This is a genomic window from Streptomyces sp. NPDC021100 (assembly GCF_044333095.1).
Lineage (GTDB): Bacteria > Actinomycetota > Actinomycetes > Streptomycetales > Streptomycetaceae > Streptomyces.
Window position 1 is genome coordinate 218,099 of the sequence record NZ_JBIRQH010000003.1, and the last position, 15,677, is coordinate 233,775.

Below are 15,677 nucleotides of genomic sequence, written 5' to 3' on the forward strand. Positions count from 1 at the left end.
CGCGTTCCAGGGCGGCCGGTGGGGCATTTCCTCGCTTGGCCATGCCGGTGATCCTCCTGCCGGAGCAGTGTGCCGACTAGCGGCCCCGTGTAGGCCGGGTATCGGCCAGACTGAAGGCATGACGGGAAGCGTCGCGGCCAACATCAGGCGGTTCCGTGAACAGCGCGGATGGAGTCAGGCGCGGTTGGCACGCGAGGTATGCCGCATCGCCGGTGTTCTGGGGCAGCCGGTCGGGCGGCAGGAAGTCAGCAGGTGGGAAACGGGAAAGCGGACACCCCGCGAGTGGTTGCCCTTTATCTCCGCGGCTCTTGGGGTGCCTGTGGAAGCGCTCCGGGCGTCGCGCGAGCCCGTTGAGCCGCCCCCGCCGTCGCTGACCGACTACTTGCCCGAGGGCGATCCGCTCGCCCCGCTCGGCGCTCGTGAAGGGCGACGCGTCGGTGTGACCACCGTGGCCGACCTGCAGCGGCGCGTCCACGGGCTCAGGCTCGCCGACGATGTGATCTCCGGGGGCGACTTGCTGCGCCCCGCACTGCGCGAGTTCGGCGCCGCCGTACGGCTGTTCAGGGAAGGGAACCACACGGAGGCCGTGGGCCGATCGCTGCTGCGGGTCATCGGGGAGTTGGCACAGATCGCCGGATGGATCGCGAGTGACGCCGGCCGGCACGCGGAAGCCGAGCGGATCTACCGGCTGGGGTTGTCGGCAGCGCATACGGCGGAGGACACGACGCTGGCGGGCAACGTGTTGGGCTCGCTGGCCTACCAGCACACGAACACGGGCGACGCGCGGGAAGGGCTCGGCATGGCCCGCGCGGCCCTGGAGAACGCCCACTGCGCACCTCCACGAGCGCGCGCCCTGTACCTGGACCGTGTGGCATGGGCGCACGCCAAGGCCGGGGAGGACCAGGCGGCCATAAGGGCCGTCAACGAAGCGGGCGAAGCACTGGCGGACCATGGCGGAGAGGACGAACCCGGCTATCTCTACTGGGTGGACGCCGGGGAGCTGCGGATCATGGAAGCCCGCGTCTACACGGAGCTGCGCCGTCCGCTTCGAGCCGTCCCGGTGCTCCGCGACGTCCTCGGCCGCTACGACGCGACACACACGCGGGAACTCGCGCTCTACCTGTCGTGGCTGGCCGTCGCCCTGACCGACGCCAACGAGCCGGAGGAAGCGGCGGAGACGGCGGAGCGGGTCATGATGCTGTCCGCGAGCCTGGCCAGCGACAGGACGGCGCGGCGCACCGAGGTCGTACTCTCGCGTCTGGAGCGGTTCCGCGAGGTCCCGGAGGTGCGCTCTCTCCTCGACAGTGCCGGGGCCCTCCCGGGCGGAGGCGCGGCACGACGGTCCAGCGGTCGCCCTTGCGCATGATCACGGCGTTGCCGTCCCTGGTGCGCCCGATGTGCACGAACCCGTGGTCGCATCGCAGGTCTTTCGCCAGGTGCTCGCCGTGGATCATGCGCTACTTCCCTTCGCGCTCCTCGTCGTCGGCCATGCTGCCGTAGACGTCTCGTCGGCCCCCGGCTTCATCAGCGCCACCGCTCGTGAGGCATCCGAAGGTGGTCCTCCCGGTTGGTCCGGTAGTTACCCAGCTCTTTCGCCAGGCGCGCACGCTCCCACCGGTCCGGGGCGTCGCGCGCCCGTCGCTCCGTCCTGGCGATCACGTCGTCCCACCAGGCGCACCCTTCGCAGACTCCGTCGCTCATCGGCGCCCCTCCCGGTTCTGCTGGATCACCCGGGCGCGCAGCCGGTCCATGGCGTCGGCCCGGCGGTACCTCGCCGGGCGCCACGTGCGTCCGCCCGCCACGGGCCGGAGGGTGAGCCGCCGGGTGTCGCAGTCCCAGCCGACCACCACGCCGAGCTCGTCCCGGTCCGTGTCCAAGACCAGTTCGAGCGGCTGGGGGATCCAGTCAGCCACGGTGCGCCTCCACGTGCTTCAGGCTGTCCCGGCGCAGCAGCTCCGCGCGGGCCCAGTCGCCCGAGCGTTCTGCGGCGCGCCGGGGGTCGGTGATCCGGGTGCACTCGGCGCACGGAGCGTGCGGGTTGGGAACGAGGGCTCCCCCGGATGACATGTGCGTCACGCGTCGCCCCCTCGGGTGATCACGCCAGGCCTGGCCATGGCTGTCCCCCTCTTCGGGTAGTCCGCGTCCCGGGCCGTCACCCGAGCCCGCGGTTCCTGCTTCCGGCTCTCAAGATCTCGCCACGTGCGCTACGCGCGCAGGGGCATCGATAGGGGCAAGTACGGCTCGAACACCGGTTCTTGGGCCCCGAGGGGGCAGCCATGAGGGCAGGATGGGTCCATGGCCATCGGCGCATTGATCAGAGACCTGCGTGAGGCGCGAGGCTGGTCCCAAGGACGGCTGGCGGACGAGATCAACAGCGCCTTCGGAACGGCGTTGGGCCGGGAGTACGTCAGCCGTTGGGAACGTTCCAAGGTGTCCCCCGGGGCGTTCTACCTCCGATGCCTGTCGGCCGTCCTGGACGTTCCCCTAGCAGCGCTCGAGGGCGAAATGAGACGTCGTACGTTCCTCTCCGATGCGGCGGCCACCGCCATAGCGCCGATTGTCGCTTCGGATTTGCTGAGCGCCGGGTTCGCGGCCAGGCTCCATGGCGGCCCTGCCGTCGAAGAGTGGGAAAGCCGGCTGGACGCCTACGGCACGGACTACATGAGTCTGGGTGCGTCGGATATCCAACGGCGGGTGGCCGGCGCATTGGTCTCGGTGCAGCAGCAGTTGGACGAACCGAGGCTGTGGGGCGTTGCCGCGCGGCTCATGACGCTCTATGCCAAGACGTTTCCCGGCTCCGACGGGTCCAAGGCGGTTCAGTGGTACCGCATGGCAGCGGAAGCGGCGGACCGGTCGGGCGATGACGAATCCCGGATCTGGGTACGGGGGCGCGCCGCCATCGCCCTGGGGTACGAGGGCGCCGCGCTCGGGGTCGCCGACGTACTGGCCGATCAAGCCATCGCGATATCGGGGCGCCCTTCGCTCGGTGTCCTCAACGCCGTCATGGGAAAAGCGCACGCGGCAGCGATCCGAGGGGACCGGGCAACGACGCTCCGCTTGGCGGACCAGGGCCGGCGCATCTTCGACAAGGCGGGCTCACACGAGCAGACCAGCGATTACGCCGTGCCCTGGTGGCGTATGAACGTCTTCCTGTCCCTTCTCCTGGCCCGTCTGGGAGACGAGCGGGGAGCCATGTCGGCCCAGGAATCGGCGCGCCGCGAACTGCCCGCGGAACTGCCGCGATTCGCTACGCACCTCGAAATGCACCAGGGGCTCATGCTCGCACGGTCCGGGGATCCCTCCGGCGGAGCCGCCTATGCCCGAACGGCTCTGAACGCACTGCCACCGGAAAAGCACTCCCTCACGCTGCGGCTGCTCATGTCGGAGATCGAAAAGGCATGACGGCCGACGGACCGGGAAACCGTACTCAGCCGGAGACACGCACCGAGTACTACGACGATCCGCACGCGCCGGAGCCGAACAGCATGGTCGTAGCCGCCTCCGCGGTCGTCACGGACGGCCAAGGCCGCATCCTGCTGCAGCGGCGCCGCGACAGCGGCCTCTGGGCGCTTCCGGGCGGCGGCATGGAGCTCGGCGACTCGCTGCCCGGGGCCGCCGTGCGGGAGGTCAAGGAGGAGACCGGGTTCGATGTGGAGATCACCGGGCTCGTCGGGACGTACACCGATCCCCGGCACGTCATCGCGTACGGCGACGGAGAAGTGAGGCGGCAGTTCAACGTCTGCTTCACCGCGCGGATCACGGGTGGGGAACCGGCGGTCTCGGAGGAGAGCACGGAGCTTCGTTTCGTGCGGCCGGACGAGCTGGACGCGCTTCCCATGCACCACACCCAGCGGCTGCGGCTCCGGCACTTCCTGGAGAGGCGCTCCGCGCCGTACTTGGGATAGGCACCCGGGACGAGGGCCGCGCTACCGCCCCAGCACCCGGTTCCGCAGCGCCGGGAACTCCTCGCGCGTCGTCGCCACCCGGTCCATGTCCAGGTCGGCCGTGAGCACCTGCTCGTCCGGGCCGGCCTCGGCGAGGACCTCGCCCCAGGGGTCGATCACGAGGCTGTGGCCCGCCTGCCGTACGCCCGCGTGGGTGCCCGCCGTGCCGCAGGCCAGGACGTACGCCTGGTCCTCGACGGCGCGGGCGCGGGCCAGCAGGGTCCAGTGGGCGCGGCGGCGTTCGGGCCAGCCGGCCGGGACGACGAGGGTCTGGGCGCCGGCGTCGACGAGGGCCCGGAAGAGTTCGGGGAAGCGGAGGTCGTAGCAGGTGGCGAGGCCGAGGACGGTCTCCGGGAGGGGGGCGGTGACGATGTCGTGGCCCGCGCTCAGCAGGACGGCCTCGCCCTTGTCGAAGCCGAAGAGGTGGATCTTGCGGTAGGTGCGGGCGAGCGTGCCGTCGGGGGCGAAGAGGAGGGAGGTGTTGAACAGGGCTCCGTCCGGGTCCCGTTCGAGGATCGAGCCCGCGTGCAGCCAGACCCCGGCGTCCCGCGCGGCGGCCGACATCGCCGTCGCCGTGGGGCCGTTGAGCGGCTCGGAGCCGGTGGCGAAGGAGTCGAAGGCGAAGGCGCCGACCGTCCAGAGTTCGGGCAGGACCACCAGGTCGCGGCCCCGCTGGGCGCGGACGAGGCCGGCCGCGCGCTGCCGCCGGGCGTCCGTCGTCTCGGCCGGGTCCACGGCGAGCTGGATCAGGGAGACGCGCACAGTACCACCACTCTCGGCCCGGGAAACCTCTGCCGTGCTGCCCGTGCGCAGCGTAACTTAACTGCTGAGACCCAGACAGCACTTGCCCCGTAACCATGCCGCCGAACGCACGCACCGCACGAGGGATCACGTGACCGTCCACCCCAGTCTGCAGCCCGCCATCGACGCCTGGACCCATTCCATCGAAGCGATCAACGAGTTGGTGAAACCGCTCGCCGAGGGCGACTGGAACCGGCCCACGGAGTGCCCGGGATGGTCGGTGCGGGACGTCGTCTCGCACGTCATCGGGGTGGAGAGCGAGATGCTGGGCGAGCCCCGGCCGATCCACACGCTGCCCCGGGACCTGTTCCACGTCACCGACGAGTTCTCGCGGTACGTGGAGGTGCAGGTCGACGTCCGGCGCTGCCACACCGCGCTGGAGATGACGTCCGAGCTGGAGTTGACGATCATCCGGCGGTCGCGGCAGCTGCGGAACGAGACGCGCTCGCCGGGGACGCCGGTGCGCTGGCCGCTGGGCGCGGGGCCGGAGCGGACGCTCGAACACCAGCTGACCATGCGGGCCTTCGACGTGTGGGTGCACGAGCAGGACCTGCGGCGGGCGCTGGGCGTGCCGGGCAACCTGGACGCGCCCGGCGCCCTGGTCGCCCGTGACGTGCTGCTGGCCGGGCTGCCGAAGGTGGTGGCCAAGGACGCGGGGGCGCCGCCCGGCAGCGCGGTGGCCGTGGACGTGCACGGGCCGGTGGAGTTCCTGCGGACCGTCCGGGTCGACGCGGACGGGCGCGGCACGCTCGACTCCAGCGTGTCGCTCGGGCCCGCGGTGACGCTCGCCATGGACTGGGAGACGTACCTCCGGCTGGCCTGCGGGCGGGTCCGCCCTGAGGGGGTGCCCGGCCGGGTCTCGGCGGAGGGTGATCTCCGGCTGGCGGAGGCGATCCTGCGGGCGTTCGCGGTGACGCCCTAAGGCGCTCACGGGTCCCGCACCCGTCACACCGGTACGTGCACCGTCTCCACCCGTGACGCCACCACCCGTTCCCGCTCCCGCCGCCTGACCCGGTCGCGCAGCCGCAGGATCTGGGCCAGGCCCACCGCCTGGACGGCGAAGAAGGTGGCGAAGGCGGCCCGGTAGTCGTCGTCGGTCGCGTCGAGGATGACGCCGATGGCCAGCAGGGTGGTGATGGACGCGGTGAAGCCGCCCATGTTGACGATGCCGGACGCCGTGCCCTGCCGCTCCGGCGGGTTGGCGGGCCGGGCGAAGTCGAAGCCGATCATGGAGGCCGGGCCGCAGGCGCCGAGGACCGCGCAGAGGGTGATCAGCAGCCACATGGGCGCGTGCGGTCCGGGCCAGGCCAGGGTGGCCGCCCAGAGGAGCGCGGTCGCGCCGATCGTGCCGAGGACGAGCGGCAGCCGGGCGGCGTGGTGCCGGGCGACGATCTGGCCGTAGACCAGGCCGACGGCCATGTTCACCAGGACGACGAGGGTGAGCAGCCGGCCCGCGGTCTCCCGGCTCAGACCCTCGGCCTCGACGAGGAACGGCATGCCCCACAGCAGCAGGAAGACGATGGCCGGGAACTGCGTGGTGAAGTGCGCCCACATGCCCAGCCGGGTGCCGGGCTCCCGCCAGGCGCGGCCGATCTGCTGCCGGACGTAGCCGGCGCCCGGGTGCGGGGCGGGGGCCGGTGCGTACCCCTCCGGGTGGTCCCGGAGGAAGACCAGGAGCAGGACGAGGACGACGACGCCGGCCGCCGCGCTGCTCCCGAAGGTCGCGGTCCAGCCGCGGGAGTGCAGCAGCGGGGCGAGGACGAGGGTCGAGACGAGGTTGCCGGCCATCCCGAACAGGGCCGCCACCTGGGCGACCATCGGCCCGTGCCGGACGGGGAACCAGCGGGCGCCGAGCCGCAGGACGCTGATGAACGTCATCGCGTCACCGCAGCCGAGGAGGGCACGGGCGGCGAGGGCCATCGCGTAGGAGTGGGAGAGCGCGAAGCAGAGCTGCCCGGCGGTGAAGAGGACGGCGCCGAGGGCGAGCACCTTCTTGGTGCCCATGCGGTCGACCATCAGGCCGACGGGTATCTGCATGCCCGCGTAGACGAGCAGCTGGAGTATGGAGAACGTGGACAGGGCCGAGGCGTTGATGTGGAACCGCTCGGCCGCGTCGATCCCGGCCACGCCGAGGCTGGTGCGGAAGACGATGGCGACGAAGTAGACGCCGACCCCGACGCCCCAGACCGCCGCCGCCCGCCGGCCGCCCGGTGGGTCCCCGGGCAGGCCCGGGCAGGGGGCGGTCATCGGTCGTTTCCCTGGGCGAGGGTGCGCACCCAGCTGACGTGCCGGTCGACGACGGCGATGGCCGCGGGGGCGTCGCCGGCCCGCAGGGCCTCCAGGATCTCGGCGTGTTCGGCGATGTTCTTGGCGATGCGGTCCGGGTGGGCGTGCATCGCGGCGACGCCCATCCGGAGCTGGCGGTCGCGCAGCTGGTCGTAGAGGCGGGACAGGATCTGGTTCCCGGCACTGCGGACGATCTCCGCGTGGAAGGCGCGGTCGCTGACCGAGACGGCGGCCAGGTCGCCCTCGGCGGCCTGCCGGCGCATGTCCGCGAGCAGTTCCTCCAACCGGGTGATGAGGGCCGGTGGCGCGGGTACGGCCTTGGCCGCCGCGTGCTTCTCCACCAGCAGCCGGGTCTCCACCACATCCGCGATCTCCTGGGCGGACACGGCCAGCACGAGCGCCCCCTTCTTCGGGTAGAGCTTGAGCAGTCCCTCGCCCTCCAGCCGCAGCAGCGCCTCCCGTACGGGTGTCCGGGAGACGCCTACGGCCTCCGCGAGACCGCCCTCCGTGAGCAGCGTCCCACCGGCGTACCGCCGGTGCAGGACGCCGTCCTTGACATGGGCGTAGACGCGGTCGGCCGCGGCGGGCCGGCCCGCGGACGCCACTGCGGGGGTCACAGCGGGGGTGGGAGGCATGCACACAGCATAGATACAAGACAGATGCCTTGATGAGGGGCTGTCCGCGATATGGACGGGGCGTGGTACGGACCGCGTCGACACCGGCACCCCCGCCTCGGCCGGGCAGGACGGACGCCTCAGTCCGGCAGGACGGACGCCTCAGTCGGGCAGCGGTGTGATGAAGACGAAGCGCAGATCCGGGCGCTGTATCGGCAGCAGCACATGGCTGGTCACCCGGATCTCGGCGTAGTCGTGGTACGGCAGCCGGAGGCGGAAGACGTGGCCGTCGCGGTGCTCGACGACGTCGTGTTCCTCGGCCCAGATGCGGCGGCAGTCCGCGTCGGAGTCGAGGACCTCGCGGACCAGGGCCCGCAGTCCGGCGTCGCCCGGGTTGCTGTTGGCGGCGACGCGGAGCATGGCGAGGTAGGCGCGGGCGCAGTTGTTCTCCCAGTCGAGCATCTGCTCGCGGGCCTCGGGGTGCAGCAGGGCCCACCGCATCAGGTTGGCTCCCGGACGGAGCACCCAGGGGAACCACTCGCCCATCAGGCGGTTGGCGGCGACGACGTTCCAGGCGTTGTCGGAGAGGTAGGCGGGGTACGACGTCTGCTGGACGAGCAGGTTCCGGACGCCCTGGGGGAGTTCACCGGCCGGGCACGGGGAGCCGGGCGGGCGCCGGCCGCAGACGGCGAGGAAGAGCGTCAGCGTCTCCGCCTCGCTCAGCCGCAGCGCCGCGGCGACCCGGAGCAGGAAGTTCTCGGAGAAGTCCTGACGGCGGCCGGCCTCCAGGGCGCGGTACCAGCCCTCGCTGACGCCGGTGAGCCGGGCGACGTGCCGCTGCGAAAGCAGACGGCCCGGTCGGGGATGGACGCCGCGCAACTCGGGGACGGTCCGGGCGTCGACCCGGGTCCGCCAAGCGCGGAGCAGGCGGCTGATGGATTCGCCGTCCTCCGCGGGATCCGGAACGCCTCCGTCCGCGCTCGCGCCGGTCAAGGGGAGCCTCCGATTCCGACACTGCAAGTGTCGGTCAATCTTAAGTAAATTGCCCCACACGGGCCATTCCACCCTGCCGATGGAATGGTTCGAGGCCGCTCTGCCGTGAGAACGGAGGGCCCGGACGGCGTCCGCTCCTCACCGGAGGGGGGTGAGGAATGGACGCGTCCGGGCCCTTCGTCGTATCCGGTGACGGAAGCCACCCCGCGGCGCGGAACCGGCACCCCGGTACGGAAGACGTACGCTGTGCCGCCCGCCCCGGGGCCGGCCCCGTCAGCCCCAGGTGAGCAGCCGCTTCGGGTGCTCCAGGACCGCCGCGATGTCGGCCAGCACCCGCGAGCCGAGCTCCCCGTCCACCAGGCGGTGGTCGAAGGAGAGCGCGAGCGTGGTCACGTGCCGGGGCTTGACCTTGCCCTTGTGCACCCAGGGCTGGAGCTTGATCGCGCCGAACGCCAGGATCGCCGACTCGCCCGGGTTGAGGATGGGCGTCCCGGTGTCCACCCCGAACACGCCGACGTTGGTGATGGTGACCGTGCCGCCGGACATCTCCGCCGGGCTGGTCTTCCCCTCGCGCGCCGTGCTCACCAGGTCGGAGAGCGCCCGCGACAGCTCGGGGAGCGTCTTGGCCTGCGCCTCCTTGATGTTGGGCACGATCAGCCCGCGCGGCGTCGCCGCGGCGATGCCCAGGTTGACGTAGTCCTTGCGGACGATCTCCTGGTTCTCCTCGTCCCAGGAGGCGTTGACGTCCGGGTTGCGGCGGATCGCCACCAGGAACGCCTTGGCCACCAGCAGCAGCGGGTTGACCCGCAGCCCGGCCATGTCCGGGTCGTCCTTCAGCCGCTGGACGAGCTTCATCGTGCGGGTGACGTCGACGGTGACGAACTCCGTGACGTGCGGCGCGGTGAAGGCGCTGGCCACCATCGCCTGCGCGGTCGCCTTGCGGACGCCCTTGACCGGGATCCGGGTCTCCCGGGCGGCCCACGCGCCGGCGGCCGGGGCCTCGGCCGGAGCGGCGGCGACGGGCGCCTCCGTCACCGGCGGGACCACGCTCGCCTGGTGGGCGGCGTGCACGTCCTCGCGGGTCACGATGCCGTCCGGCCCGGTCGGGCTGACGGCGGCGAGGTCGATGCCGAGGTCCTTGGCCAGCTTCCGGACGGGCGGCTTGGCCAGCGGACGGGCGTTCCCCGCGACGGCGGGGGCGCCGGTGACGGCAGGGGCTGCGGGGGCCTCAGGGACAACGACGGGCGCCGCGTGCCCGTTCAGCTCCGCCTGGACCGCCGCGCCGACCGACGACGCCTCGGGCCGGGCCTTGCGCGGCCGCCGCTTGGTGGACGACGGCGCCGCGCCGTACCCCACCAGGACGGCCTGCCGGCCCTGCCCCTGGCCCTCGCCCTCCGGCGCGGCCGCCGTCTCGGCGTGCGCGGCGGGCTCGGCCGGGGCGCCGGCGGTGGTCGGGTCGATCACGCCGGCCGGGGTCACCGGCCCCTCACCGGGCCGGGTGTCGACCGAGATGATCGCCGTACCGACGTCGACCGTCACGCCCTCCTCGAAGCGCAGCTCGTGCACCACGCCGTCGAAGGGGATGGGCAGTTCGACGGCGGCCTTGGCCGTCTCGACCTCGCAGACCACCTGGCCGTCGGAGACGGTGTCCCCCACCGCCACGTACCACTTGAGGATCTCGGCCTCGGTGAGGCCCTCGCCCACGTCGGGCATCTTGAACTCGCGGAAGCGCTGGTCGCTCGCTGTGCTCGCAGTCATCGTCACGACTCTCCTCAGCCCTCAGTACGCAAGCGCGCGGTCTACGGCGTCGAGCACCCGGTCCAGTCCCGGAAGGTACTCGTCCTCCAGCCGCGACGGGGGGTAGGGGGCGTGGTAGCCGCCGACCCGCAGGACGGGGGCCTCCAGGTGGTAGAAGCAGCGCTCGGTGATCCGGGCCGCGATCTCGGCGCCGGAGCCGAAGAAGACCGGGGCCTCGTGGACGACCACGAGCCGGCGGGTGCGCTCCACGGACGCCTGGACGGCGTCGAAGTCGATCGGGGAGATCGACCGCAGGTCGAGCACCTCCAGGTTCTTGCCCTCCTCGGCGGCGGCCGCGGCCGCCTCCAGACAGGTCTTGACCATCGGCCCGTAGGCGACGAGCGTCAGGTCCGTGCCCTGGCGCACCGTACGGGCGGTGTGCAGCGGGCCGGGGATCGCGTCGGTGTCGACCTCGGAGCGGTCGTGGTAGCGGCGCTTGGGCTCGAAGTAGATCACCGGGTCGTCGCTCTGGATGGCCTGCTGGAGCATCCAGTACGCGTCGGAGGCGTTCGACGGCGACACGATCTTCAGGCCGGCGACGTGCGCGAACAGCGACTCCGGGGACTCGCTGTGGTGCTCGACGGCACCGATGGCACCGCCGTAGGGGATGCGGACGACGACCGGCATCTTGATCTTGCCGAGCGCGCGGGCGTGCATCTTGGCCAGCTGGGTGACGATCTGGTCGTACGCCGGGAAGACGAACCCGTCGAACTGGATCTCCACGACCGGCCGGTAGCCGCGCAGGGCCAGGCCGATGGCGGTACCGACGATGCCGGACTCGGCGAGCGGGGTGTCGATGACCCGCTCCTCGCCGAAGTCCTTCTGCAGGCCGTCGGTGACGCGGAAGACGCCGCCGAGCTTGCCGACGTCCTCGCCCATGATGACGACCTTGGGGTCGTTCTCCAGGGCGGTGCGCAGGGAGGCGTTGATCGCCTTGGCGATGGAGAGCTTCTCGGTGGCCATTACTTGCTCTCCTCGTCGGCGAACGAAGCCTGGTAGGCGATGAATTGTTCGCGTTCCTCGTCGACCAGCGCGTGGCCGTCCGCGTAGATGTTCTCGAAGATGGCCGTGCTGTCCGGGTCGGGCATGGCGCGCACGGTCTCGCGGACGCGCTTGGCCAGCGCGTCGCTCTCGGCCTCCAGGGCGGCGAAGAACTCCTCGTCGGCCAGGCCCTCGCGCTCCAGGTGGCGGCGGAGCCGCAGGATCGGGTCCTTGGCCTCCCACAGCTCCCGCTCCTCGTCGCGGCGGTAGCGGGTGGGGTCGTCGGAGGTGGTGTGGGCGCCCATGCGGTAGGTGAACGCCTCGACGAAGGTGGGGCCCTGGCCGGTGCGGGCGCGCTCCAGCGCGGCCCGGGTGACGGCGAGGCAGGCCAGCACGTCGTTGCCGTCGACGCGGACGCCGGGGAAGCCGTAGCCCTGGGCGCGGCGGTAGAGGGGCACGCGGGTCTGCTTCTCGGTGGGCTCGGAGATGGCCCACTGGTTGTTCTGGCAGAAGAAGACCACGGGGGCGTTGTAGACGGCGGCGAAGGTGAACGACTCGGCCACGTCGCCCTGGCTGGTCGCGCCGTCGCCGAAGTAGGCGACGACGGCGGAGTCGGCGCCGTCCTTGGTGATGCCCATGGCGTAGCCGGTGGCGTGCAGCGCCTGCGAGCCGATGACGATCGTGTAGAGGTGGAAGTTGTTCTCGTTGGGGTCCCAGCCGCCGTTGTTGACGCCGCGGAACATCCCCAGGAGGTTGGTCGGGTCGACGCCCCGGCACCAGGCGACACCGTGCTCGCGGTAGGTCGGGAAGACGTAGTCGTCGTCGCGGGTGGCCCGGCCGGAGCCGATCTGGGCGGCCTCCTGGCCCAGCAGGGAAGCCCACAGGCCCAGTTCGCCCTGGCGCTGGAGGGTGGTCGCCTCGGCGTCGAAGCGGCGGGTCAGCACCATGTCGCGGTAGAGGCCGCGCAGTTCCTCGGGCGTCACGTCGATGGCGTAGTCCGGGTGCTCGACCCGCTCGCCCTCGGGCGTCAGCAGCTGTACGAGCTCCGGCTCGCCCGCCCCGGCGGCCGGCTTCTTCGCTCCGGCGCGTTTGCCGCCCCGCGGCTTGCGCGCGGCGGTGCTGTCCACGGTCACGTGTGCTCCTCCGTCTGTCCGGCCCCCGGGGTCGCCGGTGGCCGTAGGGGGTCCCCCCGCCGTGGGGCTGGGGGATGCTCGCCCGCTTCCCGACGGCACACGGGGTGGGTGTGCCGAGGCCGAACCGGGCGTGACAGGTGTCCCGCCGAATGGCCTGCAATAAGCACGTTACCCAGTACTCCGCATTCCTGCGAAACCCTCTCTGACCTGCGATTTTGCTTGGATTTCCAAGTAAATCGAGAAAGGGCCGACAAAGCACTGGTCACAGCGTTGCGAGCCGTCCCCGCCGAGGCAGGGTTACCGCCGGAACGACGGCACGTTATCCCGGAGGACAAGAGCAGGGGAAGACTCGATGTGTGAGACTGACACTGTGCGCGAACAAGGAAAAATCACGGTATTTCTGCTCGACGACCACGAAGTCGTGCGGCGCGGCGTTCACGAGATGCTCTCCACGGAGGAGGACATCGAGGTCGTCGGAGAGGCCGGTACCGCCGCGGACGCACTGGTGCGCATTCCCGCCACCCGGCCCGACGTCGCCGTTCTGGACGTTCGCCTTCCGGATGGCAGCGGGGTCGAGGTCTGCCGTGAGATTCGTTCGCTCGACGCGGGAATCAAGTGCCTCATGCTGACGTCGTTCGCCGACGACGAGGCGCTTTTCGACGCGATCATGGCCGGGGCCTCGGGTTATGTACTGAAGGCGATTCGCGGCAATGAGCTGCTCTCCGCCGTCCGGGACGTGGCGGCCGGGAAGTCGCTGCTCGATCCGGTGGCGACCGCGCGGGTGCTGGAACGGCTGCGCGACGGCAAGAGCCCGCGCGGCGACGACCGGCTGGCCTCACTGACGGAACAGGAACGGCGGATCCTCGACCTGATCGGGGAGGGGCTGACGAACCGCGTGATCGGCGAGCGGCTGCACCTGGCGGAGAAGACCATCAAGAATTACGTCTCCAGCCTGCTCTCCAAGCTGGGCATGGAACGGCGTTCGCAGGCCGCGGCCTACGTCGCGCGTCTGCAGGCGGAGAAGCGCTGAGGGGAGGGGGCTTTACAGCTCCGGGGGATCCCGTACGGGGTGCCCGTTTAGGGACCAACGTCCCGGCCGCGACGGGGCGGGTGGCTCTACGTGTACCGGGCGTGACGGTGCAGAGTAAGGCGCATGCCTGCACCGGTACCGCCGGCCGCCCCGCCGGCCACAGACGAACACCGAGCGCTCGACCTGCTCGGACGCGCCCCCTACGGGCACCTCTCGGTGACCCTGCGCGCCCTCCCGTTCGTCATCACCACCCGGCACATCGTGTCCGACGGGCGCGTGCTGGTCCGGCTGCACGGCGGCTACGGCTACAGCCGGGCCTGCGACGGCAGCGTCATCGCCTACAACGCCGACAACTTCGGCGGGCGGGAGGAGGGCGACGAGGACGTCTGGCACGTCCAATTCGTGGGCACCGCGCGGCGGTTCACCCCCGGACCGGCGGAGCTGCTGCGCTTCGGGCCGGCCCCGCGGGCGGCGGACAACGCACCCTTTCTTCCCGAATACCTGTGCATAGAACCGCAGTTCATCACCCTGCACCACCTCGAAGGCGTACCCGCGCGACAGGCCGCGCACTCGTCGTGAACTAACATTTGGGGCGTGCCGCGCTCACTTGTCCCCCCTGTCGCACCTCCCGACGGCGGCACCCTGCGCACCCTGCTACGCCGCTACCGGCACGCCGGCGAACCCCTCGCCTGCGAACCGCTCACCGAGGGCCTGCTCAACCACGGGTACCGCCTCTCCACCAGCCGGGGCCACTTCTTCCTCAAGCACCACCTCGACGGCGACCGGGCCGCCATCGCCCGGCAGCACGCGGCGACGCAGCGGCTCGGCGCCCTCGGCCTGCCGGTCGCCCCGCCGGTGGCGGCGGAGGACGGATCGACCGTCGCGGTCCTGGGCGGCCGCTGCTACGCGCTGCACCCCTGGGTCGAGGGGCGGCACCGGGACGGCGGCGAGCTCACCACCGCGCAGTCGCGCGGTCTGGGCGCGCTGCTCGGCACCGTCCACGTCAGCCTGGAGACGGTGATGCGGGAGGTCGCCGGGCCGGGGGGTGCCGGAACGTGGGATTCCGCCGCCGGTGCGGACGGCCGGGTGGCGGGCACCGGGGCCGGCGTCCGGGCGGCGGGGTTCGGCGCGGCGCCGGGCGCGGGTGCGGGCGTGGCGTCGTACGCCGGGGCGGGCGGCGGCGCGGGCGCGCGGAACGGGACGCTGACGGCCACGCGGGCGGGAACCAGCGCGCGGCGCGGTGGCGGCCCGGGGATCCGGCTCGGTGCGGGCCTTCCCTACGGGTCGGGAACGGTCCTCGTACCCGGCTCGGCAGAGGCCACCGTCGGGGCCGCGGCGGGCAGCGGGCTCCTCATCGCCCCGGGAAGGCGCCCGGCGGGCCTCAGGGACGCGCCTCCCGGGGCGACGGCGTGCCGGGCCCCCGAGAGCGCCCCTGAGGGCCCTCAGGGCGCCCCCAGGGGCGCGGCGCACGCCCCCGACCCGCGCGGCAACGCCGACACCCTGGACGTGGCCGCCGACCCCGAGGACACGTACGCGCTCATCGAGGAACTGCTGGTCCTGGTCCGCCGGGGCCCCCGCGACTCCTTCGACGAACTCGCCGAGCACCGCCTCGTCGAACGCCGGTCCCTGCTGGAGCGGCACGCCCACCGCCGCCCGCCCCCGGCCGCGACCCCGGCGCGCGGCTGGGTGCACGGCGACTTCCACCCGCTCAACCTGCTGTACCGGGACGCCGAACCCGCCGCGATCGTCGACTGGGACCGCCTCGGCGTCCGCCCCCGCGCGGAGGAGGCCGTCCGCGCCGCCGTGATCTTCTTCCTGCGCCCCGACGGCACCCTCGACTTCGCGAAGATACGCCCGTACGCCCGCGCCTACCGCCGCACCACCGGCGCCGGCCCGGAGGAGCTCGCGGCGGCCGTGCACCGCGTGTGGTGGGAGCGCCTCAACGACTTCTGGATGCTCCGCTGGCGCTACCAGCTCGGCGACCACCGCGCCGACCCCGGCTTCCCGGCGTCGGCGGCGCTGGCGGTGTGGTGGACGGGCGCGTACGAGGACGTCCGGGACGCGTTCACGGACTGAGGCGGGCCGCTGGATACGGGAC

16 protein-coding genes and 3 pseudogenes are annotated in these 15,677 nt (G+C 72.1%); 9 read left to right on the forward strand and 10 right to left on the reverse strand.

Annotated elements, in window-relative coordinates; translation table 11 throughout:
- Window positions 1-118: 118 nt before the first annotated feature.
- A pseudogene (locus ACH4PU_RS07630) lies at window positions 119-319 on the forward strand (helix-turn-helix transcriptional regulator); the annotation flags it as partial.
- Window positions 320-439: 120 nt separating this feature from the next.
- Complete coding sequence (locus ACH4PU_RS07635; RefSeq protein WP_398268480.1) at window positions 440-1,366, forward strand: transcriptional regulator; 927 nt, start codon at window positions 440-442, stop codon at window positions 1,364-1,366.
- A gap of 158 nt (window positions 1,367-1,524) precedes the next feature.
- Here ACH4PU_RS07635 and ACH4PU_RS07640 read toward each other — a convergent pair whose 3' ends face one another.
- The 3 genes from ACH4PU_RS07640 to ACH4PU_RS07650 are packed head-to-tail and all read right to left on the reverse strand — an operon-like array spanning window position 1,525 to window position 2,076.
- Entirely contained in the window at window positions 1,525-1,701 is a 177-nt protein-coding gene (locus ACH4PU_RS07640; protein ID WP_398267541.1) for a hypothetical protein, read from the reverse strand.
- Window positions 1,698-1,913 (reverse strand): hypothetical protein, encoded by a 216-nt coding sequence (locus tag ACH4PU_RS07645; protein ID WP_398267544.1) that lies wholly within the window; start codon window positions 1,911-1,913, stop codon window positions 1,698-1,700. Before ACH4PU_RS07645 ends, ACH4PU_RS07640 begins: the two co-directional genes overlap by 4 nt.
- Entirely contained in the window at window positions 1,906-2,076 is a 171-nt protein-coding gene (locus ACH4PU_RS07650) for a hypothetical protein (RefSeq protein ID WP_398267547.1), read from the reverse strand. The genes ACH4PU_RS07645 and ACH4PU_RS07650 overlap by 8 nt, the downstream gene beginning before the upstream one ends.
- A gap of 219 nt (window positions 2,077-2,295) precedes the next feature.
- Between ACH4PU_RS07650 and ACH4PU_RS07655 the strand changes: the two genes are divergently transcribed.
- Both ACH4PU_RS07655 and ACH4PU_RS07660 read left to right on the forward strand, forming a co-directional pair.
- Entirely contained in the window at window positions 2,296-3,402 is a 1,107-nt protein-coding gene (locus ACH4PU_RS07655) for a helix-turn-helix domain-containing protein (protein ID WP_398267550.1), read from the forward strand.
- Window positions 3,399-3,905, forward strand: coding sequence for an NUDIX hydrolase (locus ACH4PU_RS07660; RefSeq protein ID WP_398267553.1), 507 nt, complete (start codon window positions 3,399-3,401; stop codon window positions 3,903-3,905). Before ACH4PU_RS07655 ends, ACH4PU_RS07660 begins: the two co-directional genes overlap by 4 nt.
- A 21-nt stretch (window positions 3,906-3,926) precedes the next feature.
- Here the strand turns inward: ACH4PU_RS07660 and ACH4PU_RS07665 are convergent, their stop codons facing one another.
- Complete coding sequence (locus ACH4PU_RS07665; protein WP_398267556.1) at window positions 3,927-4,706, reverse strand: carbon-nitrogen family hydrolase; 780 nt, start codon at window positions 4,704-4,706, stop codon at window positions 3,927-3,929.
- Between the two features lie 130 nt (window positions 4,707-4,836).
- Here ACH4PU_RS07665 and ACH4PU_RS07670 point away from each other — a divergent pair, with 130 nt between their 5' ends.
- Window positions 4,837-5,667 carry a maleylpyruvate isomerase family mycothiol-dependent enzyme gene (locus ACH4PU_RS07670; protein WP_398267559.1) on the forward strand — a complete coding sequence of 277 codons (831 nt, stop codon included), beginning with the start codon at window positions 4,837-4,839 and terminating at the stop codon, window positions 5,665-5,667.
- Window positions 5,668-5,690: 23 nt separating this feature from the next.
- On the opposite strand, the gene ACH4PU_RS07675 is transcribed toward ACH4PU_RS07670, so the two are convergent.
- From ACH4PU_RS07675 to pdhA, 6 genes are all read right to left on the reverse strand, one after another.
- Complete coding sequence (locus tag ACH4PU_RS07675) at window positions 5,691-6,992, reverse strand: nitrate/nitrite transporter (protein ID WP_398267562.1); 1,302 nt, start codon at window positions 6,990-6,992, stop codon at window positions 5,691-5,693.
- Window positions 6,989-7,666 (reverse strand): GntR family transcriptional regulator, encoded by a 678-nt coding sequence (locus ACH4PU_RS07680; RefSeq protein WP_398267566.1) that lies wholly within the window; start codon window positions 7,664-7,666, stop codon window positions 6,989-6,991. Before ACH4PU_RS07680 ends, ACH4PU_RS07675 begins: the two co-directional genes overlap by 4 nt.
- Before the next feature lie 141 nt (window positions 7,667-7,807).
- The gene (locus ACH4PU_RS07685) at window positions 7,808-8,638 is read right to left on the reverse strand and encodes a helix-turn-helix transcriptional regulator (protein WP_398267569.1); all 831 of its coding nucleotides are present in this window, start codon (window positions 8,636-8,638) and stop codon (window positions 7,808-7,810) included.
- Between the two features lie 273 nt (window positions 8,639-8,911).
- On the reverse strand, window positions 8,912-10,396 hold the full coding sequence (locus tag ACH4PU_RS07690; RefSeq protein WP_398267571.1) for a dihydrolipoamide acetyltransferase family protein: 1,485 nt from the start codon (window positions 10,394-10,396) through the stop codon (window positions 8,912-8,914).
- A 21-nt stretch (window positions 10,397-10,417) separates the two neighbouring features.
- Window positions 10,418-11,398 (reverse strand): alpha-ketoacid dehydrogenase subunit beta, encoded by a 981-nt coding sequence (locus ACH4PU_RS07695; protein WP_398267574.1) that lies wholly within the window; start codon window positions 11,396-11,398, stop codon window positions 10,418-10,420.
- Window positions 11,398-12,549 (reverse strand): pyruvate dehydrogenase (acetyl-transferring) E1 component subunit alpha, encoded by a 1,152-nt coding sequence (pdhA, locus tag ACH4PU_RS07700; protein WP_398267577.1) that lies wholly within the window; start codon window positions 12,547-12,549, stop codon window positions 11,398-11,400. The genes ACH4PU_RS07695 and pdhA overlap by 1 nt, the downstream gene beginning before the upstream one ends.
- Window positions 12,550-12,919: 370 nt before the next feature.
- Between pdhA and ACH4PU_RS07705 the strand changes: the two genes are divergently transcribed.
- The 4 genes and pseudogenes from ACH4PU_RS07705 to ACH4PU_RS07720 all read left to right on the forward strand — a co-directional run.
- Window positions 12,920-13,579, forward strand: a complete 660-nt coding sequence (locus ACH4PU_RS07705; RefSeq protein WP_398267580.1) for a response regulator — start codon at window positions 12,920-12,922, stop codon at window positions 13,577-13,579.
- Between the two features lie 123 nt (window positions 13,580-13,702).
- The gene (locus ACH4PU_RS07710; RefSeq protein WP_398267583.1) at window positions 13,703-14,158 is read left to right on the forward strand and encodes a pyridoxamine 5'-phosphate oxidase family protein; all 456 of its coding nucleotides are present in this window, start codon (window positions 13,703-13,705) and stop codon (window positions 14,156-14,158) included.
- A 15-nt stretch (window positions 14,159-14,173) separates the two neighbouring features.
- A pseudogene (locus ACH4PU_RS07715) lies at window positions 14,174-14,629 on the forward strand (phosphotransferase); the annotation flags it as partial.
- Window positions 14,630-15,088: 459 nt separating this feature from the next.
- Window positions 15,089-15,655, forward strand: a pseudogene (locus ACH4PU_RS07720) (phosphotransferase); the annotation flags it as partial.
- Between the last annotated feature and the right edge of the window lie 22 nt (window positions 15,656-15,677).

What these genes read in the sequence shown, in the direction of transcription:
- ACH4PU_RS07640 (WP_398267541.1), bottom strand. Translation starts at nt 1,701, where the DNA reads ATGAGCGACGGAGTCTGCGAAGGGTGCGCCTGGTGGGACGACGTGATC.
- ACH4PU_RS07655 (WP_398267550.1), top strand. Translation starts at nt 2,296, where the DNA reads ATGGCCATCGGCGCATTGATCAGAGACCTGCGTGAGGCGCGAGGCTGG.
- ACH4PU_RS07660 (WP_398267553.1), top strand. Translation starts at nt 3,399, where the DNA reads ATGACGGCCGACGGACCGGGAAACCGTACTCAGCCGGAGACACGCACC.
- ACH4PU_RS07675 (WP_398267562.1), bottom strand. Translation starts at nt 6,992, where the DNA reads ATGACCGCCCCCTGCCCGGGCCTGCCCGGGGACCCACCGGGCGGCCGG.
- ACH4PU_RS07680 (WP_398267566.1), bottom strand. Translation starts at nt 7,666, where the DNA reads ATGCCTCCCACCCCCGCTGTGACCCCCGCAGTGGCGTCCGCGGGCCGG.
- ACH4PU_RS07690 (WP_398267571.1), bottom strand. Translation starts at nt 10,396, where the DNA reads ATGACTGCGAGCACAGCGAGCGACCAGCGCTTCCGCGAGTTCAAGATG.
- ACH4PU_RS07695 (WP_398267574.1), bottom strand. Translation starts at nt 11,398, where the DNA reads ATGGCCACCGAGAAGCTCTCCATCGCCAAGGCGATCAACGCCTCCCTG.
- ACH4PU_RS07710 (WP_398267583.1), top strand. Translation starts at nt 13,703, where the DNA reads ATGCCTGCACCGGTACCGCCGGCCGCCCCGCCGGCCACAGACGAACAC.